The sequence below is a fragment of the Stenotrophomonas sp. YJH_SMC_12-1 genome, assembly GCF_059370935.1.
This window is the reverse complement of the sequence record NZ_JCAFUD010000009.1, coordinates 1-24,019: the sequence shown is the minus strand read 5'-3', so window position 1 is coordinate 24,019 and position 24,019 is coordinate 1. Positions and strand designations below refer to the sequence as shown.

General features: G+C 67.6%; 20 protein-coding genes and 1 tRNA gene. 6 read left to right on the top strand and 15 right to left on the bottom strand.

The features are described from left to right. Positions 1-69: 69 nt before the first annotated feature. From AC5P8Y_RS16590 to rph, 6 genes are all read right to left on the bottom strand, one after another. On the bottom strand, positions 70-444 hold the full coding sequence (locus tag AC5P8Y_RS16590; RefSeq protein WP_005410894.1) for a PilZ domain-containing protein: 375 nt from the start codon (positions 442-444) through the stop codon (positions 70-72). Continuing rightward, the gene (locus AC5P8Y_RS16585) at positions 441-2,720 is read right to left on the bottom strand and encodes a DUF1631 family protein (protein ID WP_033834956.1); all 2,280 of its coding nucleotides are present in this window, start codon (positions 2,718-2,720) and stop codon (positions 441-443) included. Before AC5P8Y_RS16585 ends, AC5P8Y_RS16590 begins: the two co-directional genes overlap by 4 nt. Before the next feature lie 202 nt (positions 2,721-2,922). Continuing rightward, positions 2,923-4,149, bottom strand: a complete 1,227-nt coding sequence (hemW, locus tag AC5P8Y_RS16580; RefSeq protein WP_033834955.1) for a radical SAM family heme chaperone HemW — start codon at positions 4,147-4,149, stop codon at positions 2,923-2,925. Positions 4,150-4,205: 56 nt separating this feature from the next. Beyond that, entirely contained in the window at positions 4,206-4,802 is a 597-nt protein-coding gene (gene rdgB / locus AC5P8Y_RS16575; RefSeq protein ID WP_033834954.1) for an RdgB/HAM1 family non-canonical purine NTP pyrophosphatase, read from the bottom strand. Next, a complete protein-coding gene (locus tag AC5P8Y_RS16570) occupies positions 4,799-5,188 on the bottom strand; it encodes a VOC family protein (RefSeq protein WP_005414366.1) in 390 nt (129 codons plus the stop codon). The genes rdgB and AC5P8Y_RS16570 overlap by 4 nt, the downstream gene beginning before the upstream one ends. Continuing rightward, positions 5,185-5,910, bottom strand: a complete 726-nt coding sequence (gene rph / locus AC5P8Y_RS16565) for a ribonuclease PH (protein ID WP_495202096.1) — start codon at positions 5,908-5,910, stop codon at positions 5,185-5,187. Before rph ends, AC5P8Y_RS16570 begins: the two co-directional genes overlap by 4 nt. Before the next feature lie 123 nt (positions 5,911-6,033). On the opposite strand from rph, the gene AC5P8Y_RS16560 reads away from it, so the two are divergent. Next, a complete protein-coding gene (locus tag AC5P8Y_RS16560) occupies positions 6,034-6,894 on the top strand; it encodes a YicC/YloC family endoribonuclease (protein ID WP_005410888.1) in 861 nt (286 codons plus the stop codon). 57 nt (positions 6,895-6,951) lie between these two features. On the opposite strand, the gene selD is transcribed toward AC5P8Y_RS16560, so the two are convergent. The 9 genes from selD to fdnG form a co-directional block, all read right to left on the bottom strand. Continuing rightward, a complete protein-coding gene (gene selD / locus AC5P8Y_RS16555) occupies positions 6,952-8,031 on the bottom strand; it encodes a selenide, water dikinase SelD (RefSeq protein WP_184014293.1) in 1,080 nt (359 codons plus the stop codon). Between the two features lie 26 nt (positions 8,032-8,057). Further along, positions 8,058-8,153, bottom strand: a tRNA-Sec gene (locus tag AC5P8Y_RS16550). A gap of 24 nt (positions 8,154-8,177) precedes the next feature. Next, on the bottom strand, positions 8,178-10,109 hold the full coding sequence (selB, locus tag AC5P8Y_RS16545; RefSeq protein WP_495202095.1) for a selenocysteine-specific translation elongation factor: 1,932 nt from the start codon (positions 10,107-10,109) through the stop codon (positions 8,178-8,180). Beyond that, positions 10,106-11,530 (bottom strand): L-seryl-tRNA(Sec) selenium transferase, encoded by a 1,425-nt coding sequence (gene selA, locus AC5P8Y_RS16540; protein WP_049433561.1) that lies wholly within the window; start codon positions 11,528-11,530, stop codon positions 10,106-10,108. The genes selB and selA overlap by 4 nt, the downstream gene beginning before the upstream one ends. 4 nt (positions 11,531-11,534) lie before the next feature. After that, on the bottom strand, positions 11,535-12,518 hold the full coding sequence (fdhE, locus tag AC5P8Y_RS16535) for a formate dehydrogenase accessory protein FdhE (RefSeq protein ID WP_049403445.1): 984 nt from the start codon (positions 12,516-12,518) through the stop codon (positions 11,535-11,537). Beyond that, positions 12,499-12,654, bottom strand: coding sequence for a hypothetical protein (locus tag AC5P8Y_RS16530; RefSeq protein WP_158228824.1), 156 nt, complete (start codon positions 12,652-12,654; stop codon positions 12,499-12,501). Before AC5P8Y_RS16530 ends, fdhE begins: the two co-directional genes overlap by 20 nt. A gap of 252 nt (positions 12,655-12,906) precedes the next feature. After that, the gene (locus AC5P8Y_RS16525) at positions 12,907-13,554 is read right to left on the bottom strand and encodes a formate dehydrogenase subunit gamma (RefSeq protein WP_005410882.1); all 648 of its coding nucleotides are present in this window, start codon (positions 13,552-13,554) and stop codon (positions 12,907-12,909) included. Further along, the gene (gene fdxH / locus AC5P8Y_RS16520; RefSeq protein WP_033834948.1) at positions 13,551-14,468 is read right to left on the bottom strand and encodes a formate dehydrogenase subunit beta; all 918 of its coding nucleotides are present in this window, start codon (positions 14,466-14,468) and stop codon (positions 13,551-13,553) included. The genes AC5P8Y_RS16525 and fdxH overlap by 4 nt, the downstream gene beginning before the upstream one ends. Before the next feature lie 10 nt (positions 14,469-14,478). Next, entirely contained in the window at positions 14,479-17,547 is a 3,069-nt protein-coding gene (fdnG, locus tag AC5P8Y_RS16515; protein WP_146257010.1) for a formate dehydrogenase-N subunit alpha, read from the bottom strand. Between the two features lie 290 nt (positions 17,548-17,837). Between fdnG and gmk the strand changes: the two genes are divergently transcribed. The 5 genes from gmk (at position 17,838) to recG (ending at position 23,835) form a co-directional block, all read left to right on the top strand. Continuing rightward, complete coding sequence (gmk, locus tag AC5P8Y_RS16510) at positions 17,838-18,503, top strand: guanylate kinase (RefSeq protein WP_032956072.1); 666 nt, start codon at positions 17,838-17,840, stop codon at positions 18,501-18,503. Between the two features lie 110 nt (positions 18,504-18,613). Then, the gene (gene rpoZ, locus AC5P8Y_RS16505) at positions 18,614-18,913 is read left to right on the top strand and encodes a DNA-directed RNA polymerase subunit omega (RefSeq protein WP_005410877.1); all 300 of its coding nucleotides are present in this window, start codon (positions 18,614-18,616) and stop codon (positions 18,911-18,913) included. A gap of 105 nt (positions 18,914-19,018) precedes the next feature. Then, positions 19,019-21,181, top strand: coding sequence for a RelA/SpoT family protein (locus AC5P8Y_RS16500; RefSeq protein WP_005410876.1), 2,163 nt, complete (start codon positions 19,019-19,021; stop codon positions 21,179-21,181). Positions 21,182-21,329: 148 nt separating this feature from the next. Further along, positions 21,330-21,716, top strand: coding sequence for a RidA family protein (locus AC5P8Y_RS16495; RefSeq protein ID WP_005410875.1), 387 nt, complete (start codon positions 21,330-21,332; stop codon positions 21,714-21,716). 7 nt (positions 21,717-21,723) lie between these two features. After that, the gene (recG, locus tag AC5P8Y_RS16490) at positions 21,724-23,835 is read left to right on the top strand and encodes an ATP-dependent DNA helicase RecG (protein ID WP_049403446.1); all 2,112 of its coding nucleotides are present in this window, start codon (positions 21,724-21,726) and stop codon (positions 23,833-23,835) included. Positions 23,836-24,019 lie beyond the last annotated feature (184 nt).

Here is a 24,019-nt window from a genome sequence, read left to right as displayed (position 1 = left end):
GGCTCGACACGGAAAACGGCCTTAGATTCTGCCGCATACCGCGAAAAACCGCTGTGCCGGAACCGGCACTCAGGCCGTCGAAACCGGTCCCTCGTCGCTGTCTTCGCCCACCCACTGCCGCAGCAGCTGTCGATGTTCGCGCGACAGGGTCAGGAAGCGGAAGCCGGTCCAGCTCTGCCCGGGAACGTGTGCGGGCTCGCTCCACAGCAGATGCACGCCTACGTCGATGGCCTGCTGGCGGCCATCACCCAATGGCAAGGGAAAGCGCAGCTGGTACAGCGCATCCTCGCGCAGCGGCATGCTGGCCAGCATCAGCATGCCAGTTTCGGAGACATTGCCGAGGCGCCCGACCACGCACTCGCGCATCTGGTCGGTAACCGGCACCAGGTCCGAGACCTGGCGGCGCGGCGCGCGGCGGGTGTCCTGCGGCGGTACGGCTTTCATGCGGGGGTCTCCTGTGCGCGAGCCGTGGCCAGTGCGCGCAGCGCACCGAGGCTGGCTTCCCAGGCACGGTCGACCAGCCGGCCCTTGTCTTCGGTGACCAGCTGCGCGCGCCCGGCACTGATCTGCCGTGCCAGCGCATCCAGGTCGGTATCGGTGATCTTCTGCCCGCGCGCATTGACGAACAACGCGTGGCCGGTCAGCAGGCTGTACCAGGACAGGCGCTGGCGGCGCATCGTGCCATCGCCCGTGTCGATGTCGAACCAACTGCCGAACGGCAGGCTGGACAGCTGTTGGTAGGCGGCTTCTTCGGCGCTGCTGCGCGGCGTGGCAGGTGCGGCGCCACTGTTCGTGCCGGCGTGCTCGCCCAGGCGCGCACGTGCCTTGAGGCGTGCGCTGAGCTCGGTACGCGAGGTGCTTTCATCCTCGCCGCCGGGCGTGGCCAGCCTGCGCGCTACAGCGGCGGCTTCCTCGGCGTGGTAGCCGACCTGCAGCAATGCGGCCTCCACGTCCGCTGCCAGTACGGTATCGGTGCCGCCGGGAGCGTCGATGGCCTGCGCGGTGATGGCAGCGATGCGCTCGGTCTGTTGCAGGCGCTCCTGCCATTGCGGTGAATCGTCGCCATGGCGCAGGCGGGTGAGGGTCAGTGCATCGGCCCAGGCCTGGCGCAGCAAGGTCTGCACGAAGCGCGGTGGCGACCGGGTGTCGCAGCACTGGTCGATCTGTGCGGTGGCCTGGCGACGGGCCAGTTCCAATCGTTCCTTGCCGCGCGCGGCTTCCACATGGCGGCGCTCGGCCAGTTCGGCACGATGGGCCGCCGCGCGCTGGTGCTGCTGCACGTCTTCACTGGCGGCGGCAAAGACTTCCGGCGAACGCGCATCCTGCCCCAGCAGGCCCTGCACGCTCTGCGCCATGCGCTGCAGCAACTGCGGGTCGACATCCTCATCGCCCAGCCAGTTGGCGCCGACTTCGGCGATCTGATTGAGCAGCTCACGCGCGGGGTGTTCGTCGCGCACGAAGAAGCCCGGATCGGCCATGGCGGCGCGTGCCAGAGGTACCTGCAGGCGGGCCAGCAGCGCGGCCGGCACTGGATCGGGGCGCTGCTGCTGTTGCACCTGCTGCATCAGCATGCGCAGCAGGTCGAGGTTGTCCCGGTCGTGACTGCCCAGCTGGGCCTGCGCACCATGCTCGCTGCGCAGCTGCGCGACCACGGCAGCCTGCAGGTCGGCCACACCGGTTGCCGCACTGGACTGGGCCTGCAGGCGCGCGAGTACCGCGTCGACTGCCGCGCTGGGCACCGCGCCGCTGTCCGCCGGGGCAGGGCTGCCGTGCCGTGCCTGCTGCAGCAGTTCATGCAGTGCACTGCCGGTGGAGGTGGTCACGCCCGGCGTGGCGGGGCCGCCTGCGCCGCCCTCGTGGAAGGCGTCCTGTACCAGGCTGGACCAGGAGCCGGCCGGTGCCGAACCGTTCCAGCCTGTCAGGGGGGCTGCGGTGCGCTTGGCCGGCTGCGTGGTGCGGCCGCCCCCCACCGACTGGGTGATGATCCGCCGCGTGCTCGACGAGCGTGCCAGGTAGGGGGTGTAGACCAGCCCCGGCAGTACACCGGACTGGGCCAGCAGGGCATTGGCACGGTCAAGGATATCGCCCAGCCGTTCCAGCACCTGCCGTTCGAAACTGCGATACAGCGCCAGCTGTACCTCGACGCTCAGCGCGTCCTGTTCGGCAATCCGGCGCACCATCGCGCACAGTGCCTGCGGTGCCAGTGGCAGGGTGTCGGCCTCGAAGGCCGGCGCCGCCGCCAGCACGCCCAGGCGTTGGCCAAGCAGGTTCAGTGTGTTGGTTGAACGCAGGGTTTCGCGCCGCACCATCTCGGTCAGCAGCAGGTCGCGATCCACTTCGTGCTCATCAACCAGCGACAGCCCGAGCATGCCCGGCAGCGCTGGCGGCCCAGCACTGGTACTGACAGCGCTGACCGGTTCGCGCAACCGCGTGAGGGCGTCGGCCACGGCATCGAGCATGCGATCGGCGAAATGGCCGGCGAAGGCGTGCAGCTGTCCACGCTGGGCCATCAGCTCGGCCTGCTGCTGCGGATTGCGTGCGCGGTCGGCGTCGTGCAGCAGGGTCTGCTCCAGCGCCTCGACGGTCAGGATCAGGGGCGCCGCCAGGGTCTGCCGGCACAGGCCGATCAGCGCGCCCAGCAGCTCACGTACCCGCGGTGGCAGATCGCTGGCGGCCAGGCGGTTCTTGTCGGCAGGAGTGATGGAAAAGACAGCTGACATCGGCAGGCGGTACCCGGATTCCCGCGGATCGATCTGGTGAATCTACCGTGTCGGCCGATGTAGGCGCTACTTTAGGCTGAACGTGAATCGCATCCGCCGGGCCTGGCCCGACCGATGAACGGTAGTGCCGGCCGCTGGCCGGCAGATATGTCTTCACCGGATTGCCGGCCAGCGGCCGGAACGATCCTCTGTCAGGCGAGGATCAATCCTCCAGGAACAGGCTCACCACATCGTTGGTGAAGCGGCGGCCCAGCTCGGTCGGCTGCACATGGCCATCGGTCATGTCCAGCCAGCCGCGCTGCACGGCCTCGGCCAGGGGAGCGTCCAGCACGCTGCGCGGCAGCCCCGTGCGCGACTCGAAATCGCGCAGGCCGAAACCTTCGTGCAGGCGCAGCAGGTTGAGCATGTACTCGAACGGCAGGCGCTCCGGCGCGATCACATCGTCGCCGCCGAACGAGGCGGGCGTGCCGGCGCTGTCCAGGTAGGCCTGCGGGTGCTTCAGCTTCCAACGTCGCAGCACATGCTCCTCGGCGCCGGAACTGATCTTGCCGTGCGCGCCGGCACCGATGCCCAGGTAGTCGCCGAAGCGCCAGTAGTTCAGATTGTGCGCGCTCTGCCGGCCGGGGCGCGCATAGGCGCTGACCTCGTACTGGCCGAAACCGGCCTGTGCCAGCAATGCCTGGCAGTGTTCCTGCATGTCCCAGGCGTTGTCTTCATCGGGAATGCCCTGCGGCGGCCGCGCGAAGAACACCGTGTTCGGTTCCAGGGTCAGCTGGTAGTGGGAGATGTGTGCCGGCTGCAGCGCGAACGCGCGTTCCAGGTCGGCCTCGGCACCGGCCAGGGTCTGTTCCGGCAGCGCGTACATCAGGTCGATGTTGAAGTTGTCGTAGCCCGCGTCCTGCGCCATCTTCACCGCGCGCTCGGCTTCGCCACTGTCGTGGATGCGGCCCAGGCGCTTGAGCATGGCGTCGTCGAAGCTCTGGATGCCGAAGCTGAGGCGGTTCACGCCGGCCGCGCGATAGCGGTCGAAGCGGCCATGTTCGGCGGTGCCCGGGTTGGTTTCCAGGGTGATTTCGGCATTGGGCGCGAAACGCAGGCGTGCGCTGGCCTGTTGCAGGAAGCGGTCGATCGCCTCCGGCGGGAACAGGCTGGGCGTGCCGCCACCGAAGAACACGCTGTGCACCACCCGGCCCCAGACCAGCGGCAGGTCCTGGTCGAGGTCGCGCAGCAGCGCATCGATATAAGCGTCGAACGGCAGCTCGCCCTTGGCCTGGTGCGAATTGAAATCGCAGTACGGGCATTTGCGCACGCACCACGGCAGGTGCACGTACAACGACAGCGGTGGCGGCACCAGCCGCGGCGGGTTGTCGTGGTCGGCGGAGCAGGCTTCGCCGGGCAGATGGTTGCAGTGGTCGTGGGCGTGCGGCATGGGCTTCTTCGGTAGTGCCGGCCGATGGCCGGCTTCCCTGGGTCGATCGGGTGGCGTCAGTACAGCGTCGCCAGTTGCTGCTTGAGCTGCTGCAGGGCAATGGCGCGGTGGCTGATGGCGTTCTTCAGTGCCGGCTCCATTTCCGCGGCGGTCAGGCCGTGGGTGGTGTCCAGGAATACCGGGTTGTAGCCGAAACCATTGGTGCCACGCAGTTCGCGGATGATCTGCCCTTCCCAGCGGCCTTCGCAGATCAACGGCTGCGGGTCGGTGGCGTGGCGCAGCAGCACGATCACCGCATAGAAGCGGGCGCTGCGCTGGCCATCGGGAATGTCGGTCATCGCGTCCAGCAGCTTGGCATTGTTGGCTGCGGCATTGGTCGGGTGGCCGGCATAGCGTGCGCTGTACAGGCCCGGCGCACCGCCGAGGGCATCGACGATCAGGCCCGAATCATCGGCCAGCGCCGGCAGGCCGGTCGCTTCGCAGGCTGCGCGTGCCTTCAGCAGCGCGTTCTCGACGAAGGTCAGGCCGGTCTCTTCCACATCGCCCAGGCCCAGTTCGGCGGCCGAGGTGATCTGCAGCGGCAGATCGGCAAGGATCTCCTGCATCTCCACCAGCTTGCCGGCGTTGTGGCTGGCCAGTACCAGTTTCTTCATTGACGGGGCTCCAGCAGGTCCCAGGTGTTGCCATACAGATCGCGGAACACCGCAACCGTTGCATAGGGTTCTTCGCGCGGCGCTTCCAGGAACTCGACGCCGGCGGCGACCATCGCCGCGTGGTCGCGGCGGAAGTCGTCGGTGTTGAGGAAGAAGCCGACGCGGCCGCCGGTCTGGTTGCCGATGCGGCTGCGCTGCTCCTCGTCGCTGGCGCGGGCCAGCAGCAGGGCGGCGGCGCTGCCGTCGGTCGGGCCGACCACCACCCAGCGCTTGTGGCCCTGGTCGATGTCCTCCAACAGTGCGAAGCCGAGCTTGCCGGTGTACCAGGCAATGGCTTCGTCATAGTCGGCCACCACCAGGGTGGTCAGGGCGATGCGGCGGTTCATGCCGACAGCGCCGCCTGCTGTGCGGCCAGCAGTTCGCCCACGCCCTTTTCGGCCAGGCCCAGCAGCGCATCCAGTTCATCGCGACGGAAGGCGTGGCCTTCGGCGGTGCCCTGCAGCTCGATGAAGCCGCCACCATCGTTCATCACTACGTTCATGTCGGTGTCGCAGTCGCTGTCTTCGGCGTAGTCCAGGTCCAGCACCGGGGTGCCGCGGTACACGCCTACCGATACGGCGGCCACTGCGCCCAGGATCGGGTTGCGCTTGATGTCACCACGCTTCATCAGCACGTTCACCGCATCGACCAGCGCCACGTAGGCGCCGGTGATGGCGGCCGTGCGGGTGCCACCGTCGGCCTGCAGCACGTCGCAGTCGAGGGTGATGGTGCGCTCGCCCAGCGCGTTGCGATCCACGCAGGCGCGCAGGCTGCGGCCGATCAGTCGCTGGATCTCCAGGGTGCGGCCACCCTGCTTGCCACGGGCCGCTTCACGGTCACTGCGGGTGTGGGTGGCGCGCGGCAGCATGCCGTATTCGGCGGTGACCCAGCCTTCGCCCCTGCCGCGCAGGAAGCCCGGCACGCGGTTCTCGACGCTGGCGGTGCACAGCACACGGGTTTCACCGAAGCACACCAGCACCGAACCTTCGGCGTGGCGGGTGAAGCCGCGTTGGATGACGACCGGGCGGAGCTGGTCGGGCTGGCGGCCGCTGGGGCGGGAATCGGACATGGTGCGGGTTCCGTAAGGGCGGGGAGTACGCCGCCATGCCCGCGACCTTCACGGGGCGGGCAGGAGGGCTCTGGTGAGGGCGCTAGGGTACCATTCCCCCTTTGCACGCACCGGACACATTCCATGATTCGAAGCATGACCGCCTACGCGGGTGGCGAGCGGGTCACCCCGTGGGGCACGCTGGGCTGCGAGCTGCGCTCGGTCAACCACCGCTTCCTGGAGGTCGGCACCCGCCTGCCTGAAGAACTGCGGGCATTGGAGCCGCAGCTACGCGAGCGCATCGCCGCGCGCCTGAGCCGTGGCAAGCTGGATCTGGTGATGCGCCTGCGCGCGCCGGAAGCGGCGGCCAACCTGCAGGTGGACGAGGCCCTGCTGGGCCAGCTGGGCCGCCTGGCGCACCGCCTGACCTCCGATTTCCCCAACCTGCAGGTCAGCTTCACCGACCTGCTGCAGCTGCCGGGCGTGACCCGTGGCGAGGCCACCGACGCCGCCGCCCTGCAGGTCGAGGCGCTGGCGCTGCTGGACCAGGTGCTGGATGGCTTCGTCGAGGCCCGTGAGCGCGAAGGCGGCAAGTTGGCTGCGGCCATCAGCGAGCGTGTGGACGGCATCGAACGCATCGCCACCGAAGTCCGCACGCTGATTCCGGCCATTCGCGACGGCCAGCGCGCCAAGCTGGCCGCACGCCTGGCCGACCTGCCGCACCCGGTCGACCCCGGCCGCGCCGAGCAGGAACTGGTCCTGTGGCTGCAGAAGCTGGACGTGGATGAAGAGCTGGACCGCCTCGGCAGCCACATCGTCGAGATCCGCCGCGTGCTCAAGCAGCGCGAGCCGGTCGGTCGCCGCCTTGACTTCCTGCTGCAGGAGTTCAACCGCGAAGCCAATACGCTGGGCTCGAAGTCGGTGGACAGCCGTACGTCCAATGCCGCGGTGGAGCTGAAGGTGCTGATCGACCAGATCCGCGAACAGGTGCAGAACATCGAGTGATGTTGCATCCAGCGGTACAGCAGGGGCGCCTTCGGGCGCCCTTGTCGTTCCAGCGCATCAGCGCACGCTGACGCCCGGCGCTCCTTCGCTCAAACGCCCGACCACGGCTGCCTGGCCGAACCCCGCGTCGTGGAAGCAGGCCAGCACTGCATCCACCGCCTCCGGAGCGCACGACACCAGCAGTCCGCCGCTGGTCTGAGGGTCGGTCAGCAGTGGCTGCCAGTGTGCCGGCAACCCATCGGCGAAGCGCACCTCGGTGCCATAGGAGGCCCAGTTGCGGTTGGATGCGCCGGTCACGCAGCCACGCTGCAGCAGCTCCAGCGCCTGCGGCAGCAGCGGCACCTGTGCACTGTCCACCTCGGCAGCGACACCACTGGCGCGGCACACTTCCAGCAGGTGGCCGAGCAGGCCGAAGCCGGTGACGTCGGTCATGGCATGCACACCGTCCAGCGCGGCCAGCGGCACGCCCACGGTGTTCAGGCGGGTGGTCGACGCGATCATCTGCCGGTAGCCGTCGGCATCCAGCACTTCCTTCTTCAGCGCCGACGAATACACGCCCACGCCCAACGGCTTGCCCAGCACCAGCACGTCGCCGGCGCGGGCATCGGCATTGCGCTTGAGTCGTTGCGGGTCGAGCACGCCGATCGCAACCAGGCCGTAGATGGGTTCCACCGAATCGATGCTGTGGCCACCAGCGACCACGATGCCAGCATCGGCGCAGGCGCGTTCGCCACCCTGCAGAATGCCGCGGATCGTGTCCTGCGGCAGCGTGTTGATCGGCATGCCGACGATGGCCAGTGCGAACAGCGGGCGCGCGCCCATCGCATACAGGTCCGACAGCGCGTTGGTGGCCGCGATGCGGCCGAAGTCGAACGGGTCGTCGACGATCGGCATGAAGAAGTCGGTGGTGGCGACGATCGCCTGCCGGTCATCGAGGCGATACACCGCGGCGTCGTCGCTGTTCTCACGGCCCACCAGCAGCTCAGCCGGTGCCGGAAGTACTGGAACGCCACGCAGCAGTTCGCTCAGCACGCCCGGCGCGATCTTGCAGCCGCAGCCGCCGCCATGCGCGAGAGAGGTCAGTCGTTGCGGGGCATCGGCCGTTGAAGGGGCGGGGGACTGCGCGTGCGTGGCCATGCCGACATCTCCTGCGGGAACGCGAATGGCGGAAGGCAGCAGGAGTCGAACCTACCAGGGAACGATCGACGCCCCCTACTGGGTTTGAAGCCCAGCCGCATGCCCGGATGCGCATGCCTTCCGAAAGTACGGCGGTACCGGTGGGCTCAGTCGCGGGCTGCGTTCCACTGCAGGTCGCCGCGCGGCCGATGCTGGTCACCGACGCGTCGAGTGTAGCCAACGCGATTGAAGAACTCCAAGATCTGGATGCTGCGTTTGCGGCCCAGGCCGATGGCATCGCGGAACGTGGCCGCATCCACCGTGCCGCTGGCCTGTGACAGCTGCGCGACGATCGCGGCGAGTTCCGCAATGCACGCGGGTGCATAGAACAGGTCCGGCACCACCTGGAACAGCTCGCCACGTGCGGTGGCACGGCGCAGGACGGCGCGGACTTCGTCTTCGGCCAGGCCGATCTCGGCAGCAAGGGTGCGCACCCACGGCGGATCGAAGCGACCGGCGTGCAGTTGCGGCAGCACGCGTTCCAGCAGCAGACGCTCGCGTTCCGGTGGCGCATGGTCATGCCCGGGCAGGCGCCACCAGGCACCCACGCGTTGCACGCTGCCGTCGTCCAGCAGGTCCTGCAGCAGCGCATTCCAGAGGCTCGCTGCAAGCGCGGGCAGGGTGCTGCGCTGCAGGCGGCCGCTGTCGACACCGGGTTCGTCCGGGCGTCGCTCATGCCATCCACGCAGTGAGGCGATCACCTGCTCGCGCAATGCCTGCCAGTGCGACACAAGGATGACTACCGTGTCTTCGCGAGTGACGATGCGTCGCGTGTCTGCAGGAAGATCGATCCGGTCGGCGGCGCGCCGGCAGTAACGCTGCAGCGCGGCCATGGCAACGCCGAAGGGCGCCTGCTGCAACAGTGGGCCGATTCCCGCACCCGCGGCCAGTTGCTCCAGTGCTCCCAGCCATGCGAGCCGTGCAGGACTGCGCCGGCGCCGCTGTGGCGGGTCCGGATCGAGCACGAGGCCGCCGCCCAGCGTGTGGGTGGCCGCTGAATCGCGGGCAATGAAGTGATCGCCACACATCGCACAGACCGGAGCATCGAACACCAGCTGCACCAACTGCCCATCACCGTGGTCATGGTCCTCCAGCAGCACCACATGGGCCTGCCGGTGCATCGTGCCCCAGTGGATATGCAGCGGTGCCCAGTCGCGCAACGGTGCGGCCAACGCGGACAGCCGCAACCGCACATCAACGCGGGTGGTGGCCAGCAGTGCGCGTGCGTCGGCGATCCAGTCACCGCGACGGATGTCATCACGGGCGATGGCCGCCAGGTTCAGCGCGCAGCGCTGCCCGGCCATCGCGTGGTCACTGGCCTGGTTCTGCGCGTGGATGCTGCGTATGCGCACGTCAGTGGCGGCCGGCATCAGCTGCAGATGCTCACCCACCGAGGCGATGCCGCCGTGCACTGCACCGGTCACCAGCGTGCCATGACCGGCCAGCGAGAACACGCGGTCCACCGGCATGCGGAACAGCTCGCTGCGCAGTTCGGCCTGGCGCGTGCTGGCGTCGTCCGCCGCCCACGCGTGCAGCTGGGTACGCAGCGCGTTGATGCCAGCATCGTCGGGTGCGGTGCTGTTGCAGGTGAACACAGGGGAATCCTGCAGCGGCGTGCCGGCCAGCAGGGCAGCGACCTCGATCTCGACCCGGGCCAGGCGCGCCGCATCCACACGGTCGATCTTGGTCAGCGCCACCGCACCCCGGTTCACGCCCAGCAGCTGCAGGATGGCCAGATGCTCGCGGGTCTGTGGCATCACGCCGTCGTCGGCAGCGATGACCAGCAGGGCGACGTCGATACCCGTGGCGCCGGCCACCATCGTGTGCACGAAGCGCTCGTGGCCCGGCACGTCGACGAAACCCAGCGTCGCGACAGGACCTGTGCCGTCCCTGCGTTCCACAGGAACATAGGCATAGCCCAGCTCGATGGAAATACCACGCGTACGCTCTTCCTGCAGGCGATCGGTTTCGATGCCGGTCAGTGCCCGCACCAGGCTGGTCTTGCCATGGTCGATATGCCCGGCGGTGCCGACGATCATGCCTGCAGCGTGCTCCACTGGGCGAGGAAGTCGGCTTCGTCGGCCGGTTCCAGGCAGCGCAGGTCCAGCCACAGCGCGTCATCGGCAATGCGGCCCAGCACGGGTCGCGGCAGCTGACGCAGGCGCTTGGCCAGCCGATCCAGTCCGCCACGGCGCGCGCTGGTAATGCGCAGTCCGGCGCTGGCCAGCTGCGCCTGTGGCTGGGCGCCGCTGCCGATCTGGCTGTGCATCGAAGCGGGCCCGAGGGTGTAGTCCGCCGTGAGCGAGGCACGCATCGGCTGCAGCAGGCGCTGGGCCTGCGCATCAATGTCATCCTGCGTGCGCGAGAGCGTGCGCAGTGTCGGCAGCCGCTGTGCCAGCAGCTCGGGTTCGCGGTACAGGGCCAGCACCGCTTCCAGTGCGGCCAGGCCCATCTTGTCCATGCGCAGTGCCCGCTTCAGCGGGTTGCGGTTGATCCGCGCGATCAGGTCGGCGCGGCCGGCGATGATGCCGGCCTGCGGACCACCCAGCAGCTTGTCGCCGCTGAATGAAACCAGATCGGCGCCGGCCGTCAGCGTTTCCTGCACGGTGGGTTCGTGCGGCAGGCCGAACGTGGCCAGATCGCACAGGCTGCCACTGCCCAGGTCCACCACCAGCGGCAGGCCATGCTCGTGCGCGATCGTGGCCATCGCCGCCGTGTCGACCTTGGCAGTGAATCCGGTGATCGCGTAGTTGCTGGCATGCACCTCCATCAGCAGCGCTGTGCGCGCGCCGATGGCGTTGGTGAAGTCGGCCGCATGGGTGCGGTTGGTGGTACCCACTTCCAGCAGCCGAGCGCCCGCGCTGCGCATCACATCCGGGATGCGGAAAGCGCCGCCGATCTCCACCAGCTCGCCGCGCGACACCACCACCTCACGGCGGTTGGCCAGGCTGTTGAGCAGCAGCAGGACCGCTGCGGCATTGTTGTTGACCACAGTGGCGGCTCCGGCACCGGTCAGCTCGCAGATCAGTGCCTGTACCCGCGCATCGCGGTCGCCGCGACGGCCACGGATGACGTCGAACTCCAGATCGACCGGCGCGGTCATCGCGCGGGTGACTGCCTGCACCGCGGCCTCGGGCAGCAATGCGCGACCCAGGTTGGTATGCAGTACGGTGCCGGTCAGGTTGAACATCGGCTGCAGGTCCAGCCGTGCATCGGCTGCCAGTGCGGCCTCGACCGCTGCCACCAGCGCCGGGCCGTCGACCGCTTCCTGCAGCTGCGCGGTCGACAACTGGCCGGCGCTGACGCCCTCACGCAGCACCTGCAGGTGCGAACGCAGCAGCTGGGTGATGCGGCTTCGACCGTGGCCTTCGATCAGTGGCGCCAGTGCAGGCAGGCGCAGCACCCGGTCCAGCGAGGGCAGGGCGGCGGCCGATGCCGGGGCGGGGGGTATGGCTGTCATCGCCTCAGTCGCCGTCGGATTGCCACAGCAGAGGATTCTGGCTGGCACGCGCATAGCCTTCCTCGGCCAGCAGCAGATCCAGCGCCAGCGTGCCGAGGTCATCGGCCACCGGCTCCAGTGACGGGTCCTTTTCCAGATACAGGATCTTGCGGTAGCTGTGGCAGTGGTCGCAGGTCTCGGCACGCACCGCGCTCTCGCGCACCGCCTCGCCGCTGTCGCCGTCCACATCGGCCAGGGCGCGATAGGCGATGTCCTTGCCGGCGGCACCACACTGGCTGCACTGCACGCGCACGTAGTGCCATTGGCAGGCGCACAGCGAGCACGACAGGTAACGGTAGGATGCATAGGGTGGGCGTGCCTGCACCACGCTGGTCACCGGCAACGTGCCGCACAGCGGGCACAGCCCTGGCGCATCAGCCAGCGGCTTCAGGTCGGTAGGGCGGAAGCTGGCTGCGAGCACCGCCCAGTAAACCTGCAGTGCGTTCATCACCAGCAGCGCAGTGACCGCATCCACCGACGGCGCGTCATCGCGCTCCAGCACCGCGTGCGCCTGAGCATCCAGCCAGGCGTCGTCGGCAGCCGCGACGCGTTGCAGCTCCTGCCGGGTTTCCACCGGAAGCCCGGCTTCGTCGGCACAGTGCTGGCACAGCGTGCGCAGCCAGTCGCGCCAGCATCCATCCAGCTGAAGCGTGTTGGCCGGCCGCAACGGCATGCCGGCACCGGCCGCCGCACTCGACTGCTGCGCACGCGCCTGCGACTGCAGTGCCTCGCGCTGCTGCGGTGTCAGTTCATCCAGCAGCGCCTGCTGTGCATCGGCCAACGCCGCCAGCAGCTGCAGGTAACCGCCGATGGCACTGTGCGCGGCCAGGCTGCGCAGGCGCGTCGCGCGCTCGGCGAACAGTGACTCGATATCGGGCAGGATGATGCGCGGCACATCGCGCGAGGCGAGCGTCTCGATCTCACCGGGTTCAAGGATGCGTTGCGCCATGCAGGGCCAGCCAGAAGAACCAGCCTCCATCCTCGCCGTTGTCGGCGCTCGCGTCCAGCGTGTTCCAGGCAGCGCAGTCGAGCAGAGCAGTCGAGCACGGCTCGACTCTACAAAAACCGGTTTCGGTCGTTGCCATGTTCATCGTGTCGACCAAGGTCGACACCCACCAAGAGCAGCTCATGCCATTCCGACAGCAGCGGGAAACTGTCGAAGGCGGGGTGGATCCGGTTGCGGGGGGTGTCCGCGGCATGGATGCCGCGGCCAAGCCCCCAAGGACGGGTTGACGGCGTCCCCCGCAACCGGATCCACCCCGCCACCCCTCAGGAAGCCCGCTCTTGACGTTGACGTTGACCTTGCCTCTGCGGGTGCAGGGCCGCAGGCCCTGCCGCTAACCCTCTTCCCGACGTCCGCGCAGGATGTCCCGGAACCACTGCCGGTGGTGCTTGTACGCCCACCCATAGGTCACCTTGCCCTGGGTCATCGCCCGCACCGAGCCCTTGATCCAGATCGCCGCATAGATGTGCACCACGATCGCGCACACCAGCACCCAGCCGAACAGCGCATGGGCCAGCACCGAGAAGCGGATCACCCCGATCGGGAAGAAGTGGCTGAAGTACTGCCGCCAGATCACGAAGCCGGTCAGCAGCAGCGCCGACAGGCAGCCGATGATGGCCCAGAACAGCAGCTTCTGGCCGGCATTGAAACGGCCCACCGGCGGCAGCTTCTCATCCTCGTTGCGCAGTACATCGCGCATGCCGCGCATCCATGCGCGATCGTCGGCGGTCGGCAGATTGTCGCGCCACATGCGGAACGCCAGCAGCGCAAAGCCCACCACCATGGCCAGCCCGATGAACGGATGCAGGATGCGCGTCCACGGTCCGCCACCGAACAACTGGGTCAACGGGAACAGGGCAGGGTGGAACAGCGCCAGCCCGGACAGCGCGGTCAGCACGAAGCAGATTGCCACGATCCAGTGGTTGATGCGGGTCGGTGCGCGGTAGCGGATGATCTGGCGCGGGTGCGGGGCGTACTTCATGGCCGCTGTTCCTCTTCGATCTTCTTCGCCTCGTGCTCGGCTTCCTCTTCTTCCTCGTCATTGACCGTGTTGCGGCCGATGCCGATGTAATGCAGGAAGCCGGCGAAGGCGGTGGCGGCGATCGCCAGCACGCCCAGCGGCTTGGCCACGCCCTTCCACACCTCCACCATCGGGCTGATGCGCGGGTCCTTGGGCAGGTCGGCATACAGCTCCGGCCTGTCCACGTGCTGCAGCACGTACATCACGTGGGTTCCGCCGACGCCCTGCGGGTCGTACAGGCCGGCGTTCTCGTAGCCGCGCGATTTCAGGTCTTCCACGCGTCCGGCCGCATGCTCGGTCATCGCCTGCTTGCTGCCGAAGGTGATTGCGCCGGTCGGGCAGGTCTTCACGCAGGCCGGTTCCTGGCCCACCGCCACCCGGTCCGAACACAGCGTGCACTTGTAGGCCTTGTGGTCCTTCTTGGAGATGCGCGGCACGTCGAACGGACAACCGGTCACGCAGTAGCCGCAGCCGATGCAGTTCTCTTCCTGGAAGTCGACGATGCCGTTGGCGTACTGGATGATGGCACCGGGCGACGGGCAGGCCTTCAGGCAGCCCGGATCGCTGCAGTGCATGCAGCCTTCCTTGCGGATCAGCCACTCCAGCTTGCCCTTCTCGTCCTCGTACTCGCGGAACTTCATCACCGTCCACGACTGATCGCTCAGGTCGGGCGGGTTGTCGTAGCTGCCAACGCAGCTGCCCACGTCGTCGCGCAGGTCATTCCACTCCATGCAGGCGACCTGGCAGGCCTTGCAGCCGATGCACTTGCTCACATCGATCAGCTTGGCGACCTGGCCGGTGTGCGCACCACGCGCCTCCGGCGAGGGCGTGGTGGTGGCCGAGCGGCGGATGATGTCCAGGGATTGCAGTGACATGGCGTGTCTCCTACACCTTCTCGACCTTGACCAGGATGCACTTCGATTCGGGCGTCTGCGAGTTGCCGTCACCGATGGCGTTGGTCAGCGTATTGGCGATGTATCCGGGCTTGGCCGCACCGAGGAAGCCCCAGTGGATCGGCACGCCCACCTGGTGCACGGTCCGGCCATCGATCTGCAGGGCCTTGATGCGCTTGGTCACCATGGCGACCGCTTCGATGTGGCCGCGCTTGGAACTGACCCGCACGCGGCTGCCGTTGTTGATGCCCAGCTCATCGGCCAACGCCGCGCCGATCTCGACGAACTGCTCGGGCTGGATGATGGCGTTCAACTTGCCGTGCTTGGTCCAGAAGTGGAAATGCTCGGTCAGTCGGTAGGTGGTGGCCACATGCGGGAACTCGTCCGGTGAACCGATCTGTGCGCGATCGCTGGCGAATACGCGGGCGGCCGGGTTGTTCAGCGTCAGTGCCTGGCCGGGGCTGAGCGGGTTGCTGCGCAGCGGTGTATCGAACGGTTCGTAGTGCTCAGGGAATGGGCCTTCGGCCATGCCGGCCTTGGCGAAGAAGCGCGCGATGCCCTCCGGGTTCATGATGAACGGGCCCATTCCGCCGGCGGGATCTTCGTCGGCCTTGAAGTCGGGCACGTCCACGCTGCCCCAGTTTTTCCCGTTCCACGCCAGCAGCGTGCGCCGTGGATCAAATGGCTTTCCGGCGGCGTCGCACGAGGCGCGGTTGTACATCACGCGACGATTGGCCGGCCACGCCCAGGCCCAGCCCAGCGTGTTGCCGATGCCGGTGGGGTCACTGTTGTCACGCCGCGCCATCATGTTGCCGGTCGGGCCCCAGGCACCGATGTAGATCCAGCAGCCGGAGGCGGTGCTGCCGTCGTCGCGCAGGTCGCCGAATGCGGCCAGCTGCTCGCCGGCCTTGCGCACCAGCTTGGTTGGGTCCTTCGGATCGAACACGTCGGCCAGCGCCTTGCCGTTGTATTCCATCGCCAGCTCTTCGGGCGTGGGTACCTCAGGGTTGGCGTAGTTCCAGGCCAGGTCGCGCACCGGCTCCCACCACGCACCGCCGTCCTTCTCGTACAGCGCTTTGATGCGATGGAACAGCTCGGACATGATCTCGATGTCGCTGCGTGCTTCGCCCGGTGGGTTGGCACCCTTCCAGTGCCACTGCAGCCAGCGCGAGGAGTTCACCACCGCGCCGTTCTCCTCGGCAAAGGAGGTGGTCGGCAGGCGGAATACTTCGGTCTGGATCGTGCTCGGGTCGACGTCGTTCAACGCACCGTGGTTCTGCCAGAAGGCGATGGTCTCGGTCTCCAGTGGGTCCATGCTGACCATGAACTTCAGCTTGGAGAACGCACTGATCAGCTTGCCCTTGTTCGGCGCCGAGGCCAGCGGATTGAAGCCCTGGCAGATGTAGCCATGGATCTTGCCCTCGTTCATCAGCTCGTACGCCTGCAGCATGTCGTACGGCTTGTCCAGCTTGGGCAGGTAATCAAAGCACCAGTTGTTGTCGGCGGTGGCGACATCGCCCCACCACGACTTCATCAGGCTGACGTGGAACTTCGGGTAGTTCTGCCAGAACGACATCTGGTTGGCGCGCAGCGGCTTCTGCGTGCGCTTGGCGATGTAGGCCTCGTAGTCCTGCTCGTCCTGTTTCGGCAGGGTCAGGTAGCCGGGCAGCAGGTCGGACATCAGGCCGATGTCGGTCAGGCCCTGGATGTTGGAATGCCCTCGCAAGGCGTTCATGCCACCACCGGCCACGCCGATGTTGCCCAGCAGCAGCTGCACCATGGTGCCGGCACGCACGTTCTGCGCGCCGATCGAGTGCTGCGTCCAGCCCAGCGCGTACAGGATGGTCATCGCCTTGTCCTTGCCGGCGGTGGACGCGATCATGTCCCAGATCTGGCGGATGCTGTCGGCCGGCGTGCCGCAGATGCGTTCGACCATCTCCACCGTGTAGCGCGCATAGTGCTGCTTGAGCAGGTTGTAGACGCAGCGCGGGTCCTTCAGCGTCGGGTCGCTGCGCACGAAGCCATCATCACCGTAGGCGTAGTCCCAGCTGGAGCGGTCGTAGCTGCGCTTCTCTTCGTTGTAGCCCGAATACAGGCCGTCCTTGAAGGCGAACTCGTCCTTCACCAGGAACGACATGTCGGTGTAGTTCAGAACGTACTCGTGCTGGATGCGGTCCTCGGTCAGCAGGTAGTTGATCAGGCCCCCCAGGAACACGATGTCGGTACCGGTGCGGATCGGCGCGTACACGTCGGCCACCGCGGCCGAGCGGTTGAAGCGCGGATCGACCACGATCAGGCGTGCCTTGTTGTGTGCCTTGGCCTCGGTCACCCATTTGAACCCGCACGGGTGCGCCTCGGCGGCATTGCCACCCATGATCAGGATCAGGTCGGCATTCTTGATGTCGACCCAGTGATTCGTCATCGCACCACGGCCTAGCGTCGGGGCAAGACCTGCCACCGTCGGGCCGTGTCAGACACGTGCCTGGTTGTCGAATGCCAACATGCCAAGGGAGCGCACGACCTTGTGGGTCAGCACCGCGGTTTCATTGCTGGTGGCCGAGGCCGCCAGCATGCCGGTCGTCAGCCAGCGGTTGACCGTCTGCCCGGCCTCGTTCTTCTGCACGAAGTTGGCATCGCGGTCTTCCTTCATCAGCCGCGCGATGCGGTCCAGCGCATCGTCCCAGCTCAGCCGCTTCCACTCGTTCGAGCCCGGCGCGCGGTACTCGGGGTAGAGCAGGCGCGACTTGCTGTGGATGATGTCGGCCAGGCCGGCGCCCTTCGGGCACAGCGTGCCGCGGTTCACCGGATGGTCCGGGTCGCCCTCGATGTGGAAAATGCTCGGTTCGGCGTTCTTGGCACCATCGCCGAGGCTGTACATCAGGATGCCGCAGGCCACCGAACAGTAGGTACAGGTGTTGCGGGTCTCGGTCGCGCGGGTCAGCTTGTACTGCCTGACCTCCGCGAGCGCGATGCCGGGCGCGAAGCCCATCAATGCCAGGCTGGAGCCGACCAGGGTTGTCCCGGTCACTTTCAGGAACTGGCGGCGGCTCATCGATGGCATGCCGTTCTCCTGGGATGGCGGGGAGGCGCAGGCCTCCGGGCTGTCGTTGGGTACGGGCCGGTTATAGCACAGGCCTCCGGATGCCCATGTGGCACAAGGCGCGGCGCCTGCTGGACGGGCCCGGAAAGGGCCTGCTCTGGTAAAGTTGCGTGCCCGCCCCCTGGGGAAGCGTCTGCCGGGCCTGGTTCCAGGATGTTCCGCGCAGCCCCCGCCGTCCTGGCGCGATCCTCCGCGCCGGACCTGGAACACCGAGGAAAAATTTTGCGAAATCAACCAATTGGGTTCCGCGCATGAGCGCCCCGTCGAAGCCGTCGGACGCCGTTGCGCGCGGCACGCTGTACATCGTGGCCGCCCCGTCCGGCGCCGGCAAGAGCAGCATCGTCAACGCCACCCTGGCGCGTGACCCGCAGATCGCCCTGTCGATCTCCTTCACCTCGCGCGCGATGCGCCCGGGTGAAGTGAACGGCCAGCACTACCATTTCGTCTCTGCGGAGAGGTTCGAGGAAATGATCGCCGCCGGCGACTTCTTCGAGCATGCCTGGGTGCACGGCGACTGGAAGGGCACCGCCCGGCAGTCGGTGGAGCCGCAGCTGGCCGCCGGCCAGGACGTGCTGCTGGAAATCGACTGGCAGGGTGCGCAGCAGGTGCGCCAGCTGGTGCCGGGCACGGTCACCGTGTTCATCCTGCCGCCGTCCAAGCAGGCCCTGCAGGACCGCATGCGCAAGCGCGGCCAGGACAGCGAGGCGGTCATCGCCCAGCGCCTGGGCGCGGCACGCGATGAAATGCTGCACTTCAACGAGTTCGACTACGTCATCGTCAACGAGGTGTTCGACACCGCCGTGGACGAGCTGTGCGCCATCTTCACCGCCAGCCGCCTGCGCCGGGAGGCCCAGAAGGTCCGCCACGCCGGCCTGATCCAGGCTCTGCTGACCCCCGATCCGGGTGCAACTGACTGATTCCAAAAGAATCGGGTGGGGGTTGGCTTGATTTTTTCCAGCCCCTGCCAGTACACTCCGTCCCCTTTCCCTCATTCGACTGAGCGGCCGACCGGTCGCCGGGAGCCCGTATGGCCCGCATCACCGTAGAAGATTGCCTGGAAGTCGTTAACAACCGTTTCGAACTGGTCATGATGGCTTCCAAGCGTGCCCGCCAGCTCGCCAACGGCGTGCAGGCCACGCTGGACAACAGCGAGACCGAGGACAAGCCGACCGTGCTGGCGTTGCGTGAAATCGCCGCCCGCAAGATCGACAACGCGCTGATCGACGAAGTCGAGAAGGCCGAGCGTGAGCGCGCCGAGCGCGAAGCGCTGGAGTGGGCTGCCGCCGAAGTGGTCGCCGACGAAGACATGTCCAAGAACGACGATTGATCGCATCGATCAACGTCATTGCTGGATCGCCGAACAGCCCGCCCCGTGCGGGCTGTTTCGCATTCAGGATTTGCCGTAAACGTCGCGCTGGAATAGGCTTCGGGCATGAACCCAGGCCCCACTGCCAAGGTCGCCGCAGCCCCCGCTGCCGCCGTACCCGACTACGTCCTCCAGCTTGAACGCGCCGCCCATTACCTGCCGCCGGAACAGCTGCCGCTGCTGCGCCGTGCCTGGGAAGTCGGTGCCTCCGCGCACGCTGGGCAGACGCGCAAGTCGGGCGAGCCCTATATCACCCATCCGGTGGCCGTGGCCCAGGTGCTGGCCGAGCTCGGCCTGGACGTGGAAGCGCTGATCGCCGCGATCCTGCACGACACCATCGAAGACACCCCGCTCACCCGCGAGGCGCTGGCTGCCGAGTTCGGCGAAGCTGTGGCCGAACTGGTCGACGGCGTGACCAAGCTGGACAAGCTGAAGTTCCGCGACCGCCAGGAAGCGGCCGCCGAGAGCTTCCGCAAGATGCTGCTGGCGATGTCGCGCGACCTGCGCGTGATCATGATCAAGCTGGCCGACCGCCTGCACAACATGCGCACGCTGGGCGCGCAGAGCCGCGAAGCGCGCGGCCGCATCGCCCGCGAGACGCTGGAGATCTACGCGCCCATCGCCCAGCGCCTGGGCATGAGCCTGGTCAAGAGCGAGCTGCAGAACCTCGGCTTCAAGGCGCTCTACCCGTGGCGCCACGCCATCATTGAAAAACACATCCGCAGCCAGCCGGTGGTGCGCCGCGAGGCGATGGCGCAGGTGGAAGTGCAGCTGTCGCAGCGCCTGGCCAAGGAGGGGATCGAGCATCGGCTGATCAGCCGCATCAAGACCCCGTGGAGCATCTACAACAAGATGCGCGACGAGAACAAATCCTTCGACCAGGTGATGGACGTGTTCGGCTTCCGCCTGGTCGTGCGCAGCGTGCCCAGCTGTTACCACGCGCTGGGTTCGGTGCATGCCACCTTCAAACCGCTGGATGGCCGCTTCCGCGATTTCATCGCCATTCCCAAGGCCAACGGCTACCAGTCGCTGCACACCGTGCTGTTCGGGCCGTACGGCTCGCCGATCGAAGTGCAGATCCGTACCGAGGAAATGGACCTGATCGCCGAGCGCGGCGTGGCCGCGCACTGGACCTACAAGTTTGGTGGCGATTCGCCCAACAGCGCGCAGAGCCGTGCCCACGCCTGGATCGTCGAGCTGATCGACTCGCAGCGCGCCGCCGGCTCCTCGCTGGAGTTCCTCGACAACGTCAAGGTCGACCTGTTCCCGGACGAGGTCTACCTGTTCACGCCGAAGGGCAAGATCCTGGCCCTGCCGCGCAATTCCACCGCGCTCGATTTCGCCTACGCCGTGCATACCGATGTCGGCAACATGGCGGTGGCCTCGCGCGTGGACAAGAAACTGGTGCCACTGCGCACCAAGCTGGTGTCGGGGCAGTCGGTGGAGATCATCACCGCGCGCTCGGCCACGCCGAAACCGCAGTGGCTGGAATTCGTGGTCACCAGCAAGGCGCGCACTGCCATCCGCCACCAGCTCAAGCAGCTGGAGCACGAAGATGCCGTGCAGCTCGGCCACCGCATGCTCGACCGTGCGCTGGAGGCGATGGATTCGTCGCTGGAACGGCTGCCGAAGGGGCGCCTGGATGCGTTCCTGGCCGAGCACCGTTTCCCGCGTCTGGAGGCGCTGCTGGCCGAGGTGGCGCTGGGCAACTGGATGCCGACCCAGGCCGCGCAGGCGCTGATGGCCTACGCCGAACTGCGTGGCGGCCCGCATTCGCGCCACCACTCGCAGGAAAAGATCCTGATCAACGGCAGCGAGCGCGGCGTGGTCACCTTCGCCGGCTGCTGCCAGCCGATTCCCGGCGACGAGATCATGGGCTACCACACCGCCGGCAAGGGCATCGTGGTGCACCGCATGGACTGCCCGAACCTGGCCGAGCTGCGCAAGTCGCCCGAGCGCTGGGTGCCGATCGGCTGGGACACCACCGTCTCCGGCGACTACGACACTTCGCTGGTGGTGGAAGTAGAGAACGGCACCGGCGTGCTGGCGCAGCTGGCCGCCGCCATCGCCCAGAGCCATTCCAACATCGAGCGCGTGGACTACCTGGACCGCGACTTCAACGCCGCCGTGCTGGCGTTCAACATCCAGGTACGCGACCGCAACCACCTGGCCGAAGTGATGCGCCGCCTGCGTCGTCTGTCGGTCGTGCAGTCGGTACGCCGTCAGTAGGTCCACGCCATGCGTGGATGACGTTCCGCGCACACGACGTACGGGGTCGGATCCGTTTCCCGCCGGGAAACGGATCCGACCCCCAGCCGATGCCGCGCCCACCCGGTACAATCACCGCTCTGTTTTCCCCCAAGCACCGGAGCGACCCATGTCCCGCCAGATCATCAACACCGAAAAGGCCCCCGCCGCCATCGGCCCGTACTCGCAGGCCGTGCGCGCCGGCAACACCGTGTACTTCTCCGGCCAGATCCCGCTCGACCCGGCCACCGGCGACATCGTCGGCGCGGGTGACGTCGAAGCACAGGCCCGCCGCGCCTTCGACAACCTCAAGGCCGTGGCCGAAGCCGCTGGTGGCTCGCTGGACAAGGTCGTGCGTCTGGGCCTGTACCTGACCGATCTGGGCGAGTTCGCCAAGGTCAACGCGGTCATGCAGGACTACTTCCAGGCCCCGTACCCGGCCCGTTCCACCATCGAAGTCTCCGGCCTGCCGAAGGGCGCCAACTTCGAGGTCGACGCGGTGATGGTCATCGACTGACCGCCACGTGGCACGCAAGGCGGCGGTCACCCCGGTCCTGTCACCGTCCGGCGAAGCATCCCTGGCGATGCTCGCGGGCGTCGGTCCGGCCGTGGCCGCCAAACTGCAGGCGCGTGGCCTGGCCACCCTGCAGGATCTCTGGCTTCATCTGCCGCTGCGCTATGAAGACCGGACCCGGCTGACCCGCATTGAAGACCTGCGCAACGGCGTACCGGCGCAGGTGGAAGGGCGGGTGGTCGCGGTCGAGCGCGGCATGCGCTACCGGCCGATGCTGAAAGTGGCGGTGGAAGACGAAGGGCGGGGCACTTTGGTGCTGCGCTTCTTCCACTTCCGCCAGCAGCAGGTCGGCCACTTCGCGGTCGGCAACCGGCTGCGCTGCTTCGGCACGCCCAAACCGGGCCAGCTCGGCCTGGAAATCGTCCACCCCAGCTACCAGGTGCTGGGCCGTAACGACGATCCCGAACTCGGCGACCGCCTCGACCCGGTGTATCCCACCGTCGAAGGCGTCGGTCCGATGACCATGCGCAAGCTGATCGGCCAGGCGCTGGACCGCCTGCCCGAGGAAAGCGCGCTGGAACTGCTGCCCAGCGGCTGGCTCGATGGCCTCGGCCTGCCGTCACTGCGCAGCGCGCTGCTGACCGTGCACCGGCCGCCACCAGATGCCGATCTGGCCGCGCTGGCCGCCGGCACCCACCCGGCGCAGCGCCGCCTGGCGATGGAAGAGCTGCTGGCCCACCACCTCAGCCTGCGTCGCCAGCGCATCGCGTTGCAGGCGCACCATGCGCCGCCGCTGGCCGGCCCCGGCAAACTGGCCAAGGCGCTGCTGAAGCAGCTGCCGTTCGCCCTGACCGGCGCACAGGCGCGCGTGTTCAAGCAGATCCGCGAGGACCTCGCGCGGCCCAGCCCGATGCTGCGGCTGGTGCAGGGCGACGTCGGTTCCGGCAAGACCGTGGTCGCCGCGCTGGCGGCGATGCTGGCGGTGGAGCAGGGCAAGCAGGTTGCATTGGCTGCGCCCACCGAACTGCTGGCCGAACAGCATCTCAACAACCTGCGCGGCTGGCTGGAACCGCTCGGCGTGCGCATCGCCTGGCTGGCCGGCAAGGTCACCGGCAAGGCGCGCGCCAAGGTGATGGAGCAGGTCGCCAGCGGCGAAGCGCAGGTGGTGGTGGGTACCCACGCGCTGATGCAGGAGGCGGTGGTGTTCCAGGATCTCGCCCTGGCCATCGTCGACGAGCAGCATCGCTTCGGCGTGCACCAGCGGCTGGCGCTGCGCGACAAGGGCGCAGGCGGCAACAGCGTGCCGCACCAGCTGGTGATGACCGCAACACCGATTCCGCGCACGCTGGCGATGTCCGAATACGCCGACCTGGATGTCTCGGCCATCGACGAACTGCCGCCGGGCCGCACCCCGGTGCAGACCGTCGCATTGAACAACGATCGTCGCCCGGAGCTGATCGAGCGCATCGCCCTGGCCTGCCAGGAAGGGCGGCAGGTGTACTGGGTGTGCACGCTCATCGAGGAAAGCGAAGAGCTGGACGCTACGCCCGCGCAGGCCACCTACGAATCGCTGCAGGCGCTGCTGCCCGGCGTACGCGTGGGGCTGGTGCATGGCCGCCTGAAAGCTGCGGAAAAGCTGGCCACGATGGTGGCGTTCAAGGCCGGGCAGATCGACCTGCTGGTGGCGACCACCGTCATCGAAGTGGGCGTGGACGTACCGAACGCCTCGTTGATGGTGATCGAGAACGCCGAACGCCTCGGCCTGGCCCAGCTGCACCAGCTGCGCGGCCGTGTTGGCCGCGGTTCGGCGGTGTCGCGCTGCGTGCTGCTGTACCAGGCACCGCTCTCGCAGATGGCACGCGAGCGCCTGCAGACCATGCGCGAAACCAACGATGGTTTCGTCATTGCCGAAAAGGATCTGGAACTGCGCGGCCCCGGCGAACTGCTCGGCACCCGCCAGACCGGCCTGGCCGGTTTCCGCATCGCCGACCTGGCCCGCGATGCCGGCCTGCTGCCCGGCGTGCACGACCTGGCCGAGCGCCTGCTGGCCCAGCAACCCACGCTGGCCGACCGCGTGGTGCAGCGCTGGATCGGCACCGCCGTGCGTTACGCCTCGGCGTAGCGCCACCTTGATGGGTGTGGACCTTGGTCCACGCATCCACGCGTGGCGTGGATCTTATCTCTTGCCAATCTGGCACCTTGGGTGCCGAGAGCCCGGCGTGGGCGACCGTGTGGATCCAGGTCTTGCGACCGAGAAGTAGCTTGGGTCCCCACGCCGGATTCTCCCTGAACCGCCCGAACAGTTG

Coding starts and splice junctions, on each gene's coding strand:
- AC5P8Y_RS16590 (WP_005410894.1), bottom strand. CDS start 444: ATGAAAGCCGTACCGCCGCAGGACACCCGCCGCGCGCCGCGCCGCCAG.
- AC5P8Y_RS16585 (WP_033834956.1), bottom strand. CDS start 2,720: ATGTCAGCTGTCTTTTCCATCACTCCTGCCGACAAGAACCGCCTGGCC.
- hemW (WP_033834955.1), bottom strand. CDS start 4,149: ATGCCGCACGCCCACGACCACTGCAACCATCTGCCCGGCGAAGCCTGC.
- rdgB (WP_033834954.1), bottom strand. CDS start 4,802: ATGAAGAAACTGGTACTGGCCAGCCACAACGCCGGCAAGCTGGTGGAG.
- AC5P8Y_RS16570 (WP_005414366.1), bottom strand. CDS start 5,188: ATGAACCGCCGCATCGCCCTGACCACCCTGGTGGTGGCCGACTATGAC.
- rph (WP_495202096.1), bottom strand. CDS start 5,910: ATGTCCGATTCCCGCCCCAGCGGCCGCCAGCCCGACCAGCTCCGCCCG.
- AC5P8Y_RS16560 (WP_005410888.1), top strand. CDS start 6,034: ATGATTCGAAGCATGACCGCCTACGCGGGTGGCGAGCGGGTCACCCCG.
- selD (WP_184014293.1), bottom strand. CDS start 8,031: ATGGCCACGCACGCGCAGTCCCCCGCCCCTTCAACGGCCGATGCCCCG.
- selB (WP_495202095.1), bottom strand. CDS start 10,109: ATGATCGTCGGCACCGCCGGGCATATCGACCATGGCAAGACCAGCCTG.
- selA (WP_049433561.1), bottom strand. CDS start 11,530: ATGACAGCCATACCCCCCGCCCCGGCATCGGCCGCCGCCCTGCCCTCG.
- fdhE (WP_049403445.1), bottom strand. CDS start 12,518: ATGGCGCAACGCATCCTTGAACCCGGTGAGATCGAGACGCTCGCCTCG.
- AC5P8Y_RS16530 (WP_158228824.1), bottom strand. CDS start 12,654: ATGGCAACGACCGAAACCGGTTTTTGTAGAGTCGAGCCGTGCTCGACT.
- AC5P8Y_RS16525 (WP_005410882.1), bottom strand. CDS start 13,554: ATGAAGTACGCCCCGCACCCGCGCCAGATCATCCGCTACCGCGCACCG.
- fdxH (WP_033834948.1), bottom strand. CDS start 14,468: ATGTCACTGCAATCCCTGGACATCATCCGCCGCTCGGCCACCACCACG.
- gmk (WP_032956072.1), top strand. CDS start 17,838: ATGAGCGCCCCGTCGAAGCCGTCGGACGCCGTTGCGCGCGGCACGCTG.
- rpoZ (WP_005410877.1), top strand. CDS start 18,614: ATGGCCCGCATCACCGTAGAAGATTGCCTGGAAGTCGTTAACAACCGT.
- AC5P8Y_RS16500 (WP_005410876.1), top strand. CDS start 19,019: ATGAACCCAGGCCCCACTGCCAAGGTCGCCGCAGCCCCCGCTGCCGCC.
- AC5P8Y_RS16495 (WP_005410875.1), top strand. CDS start 21,330: ATGTCCCGCCAGATCATCAACACCGAAAAGGCCCCCGCCGCCATCGGC.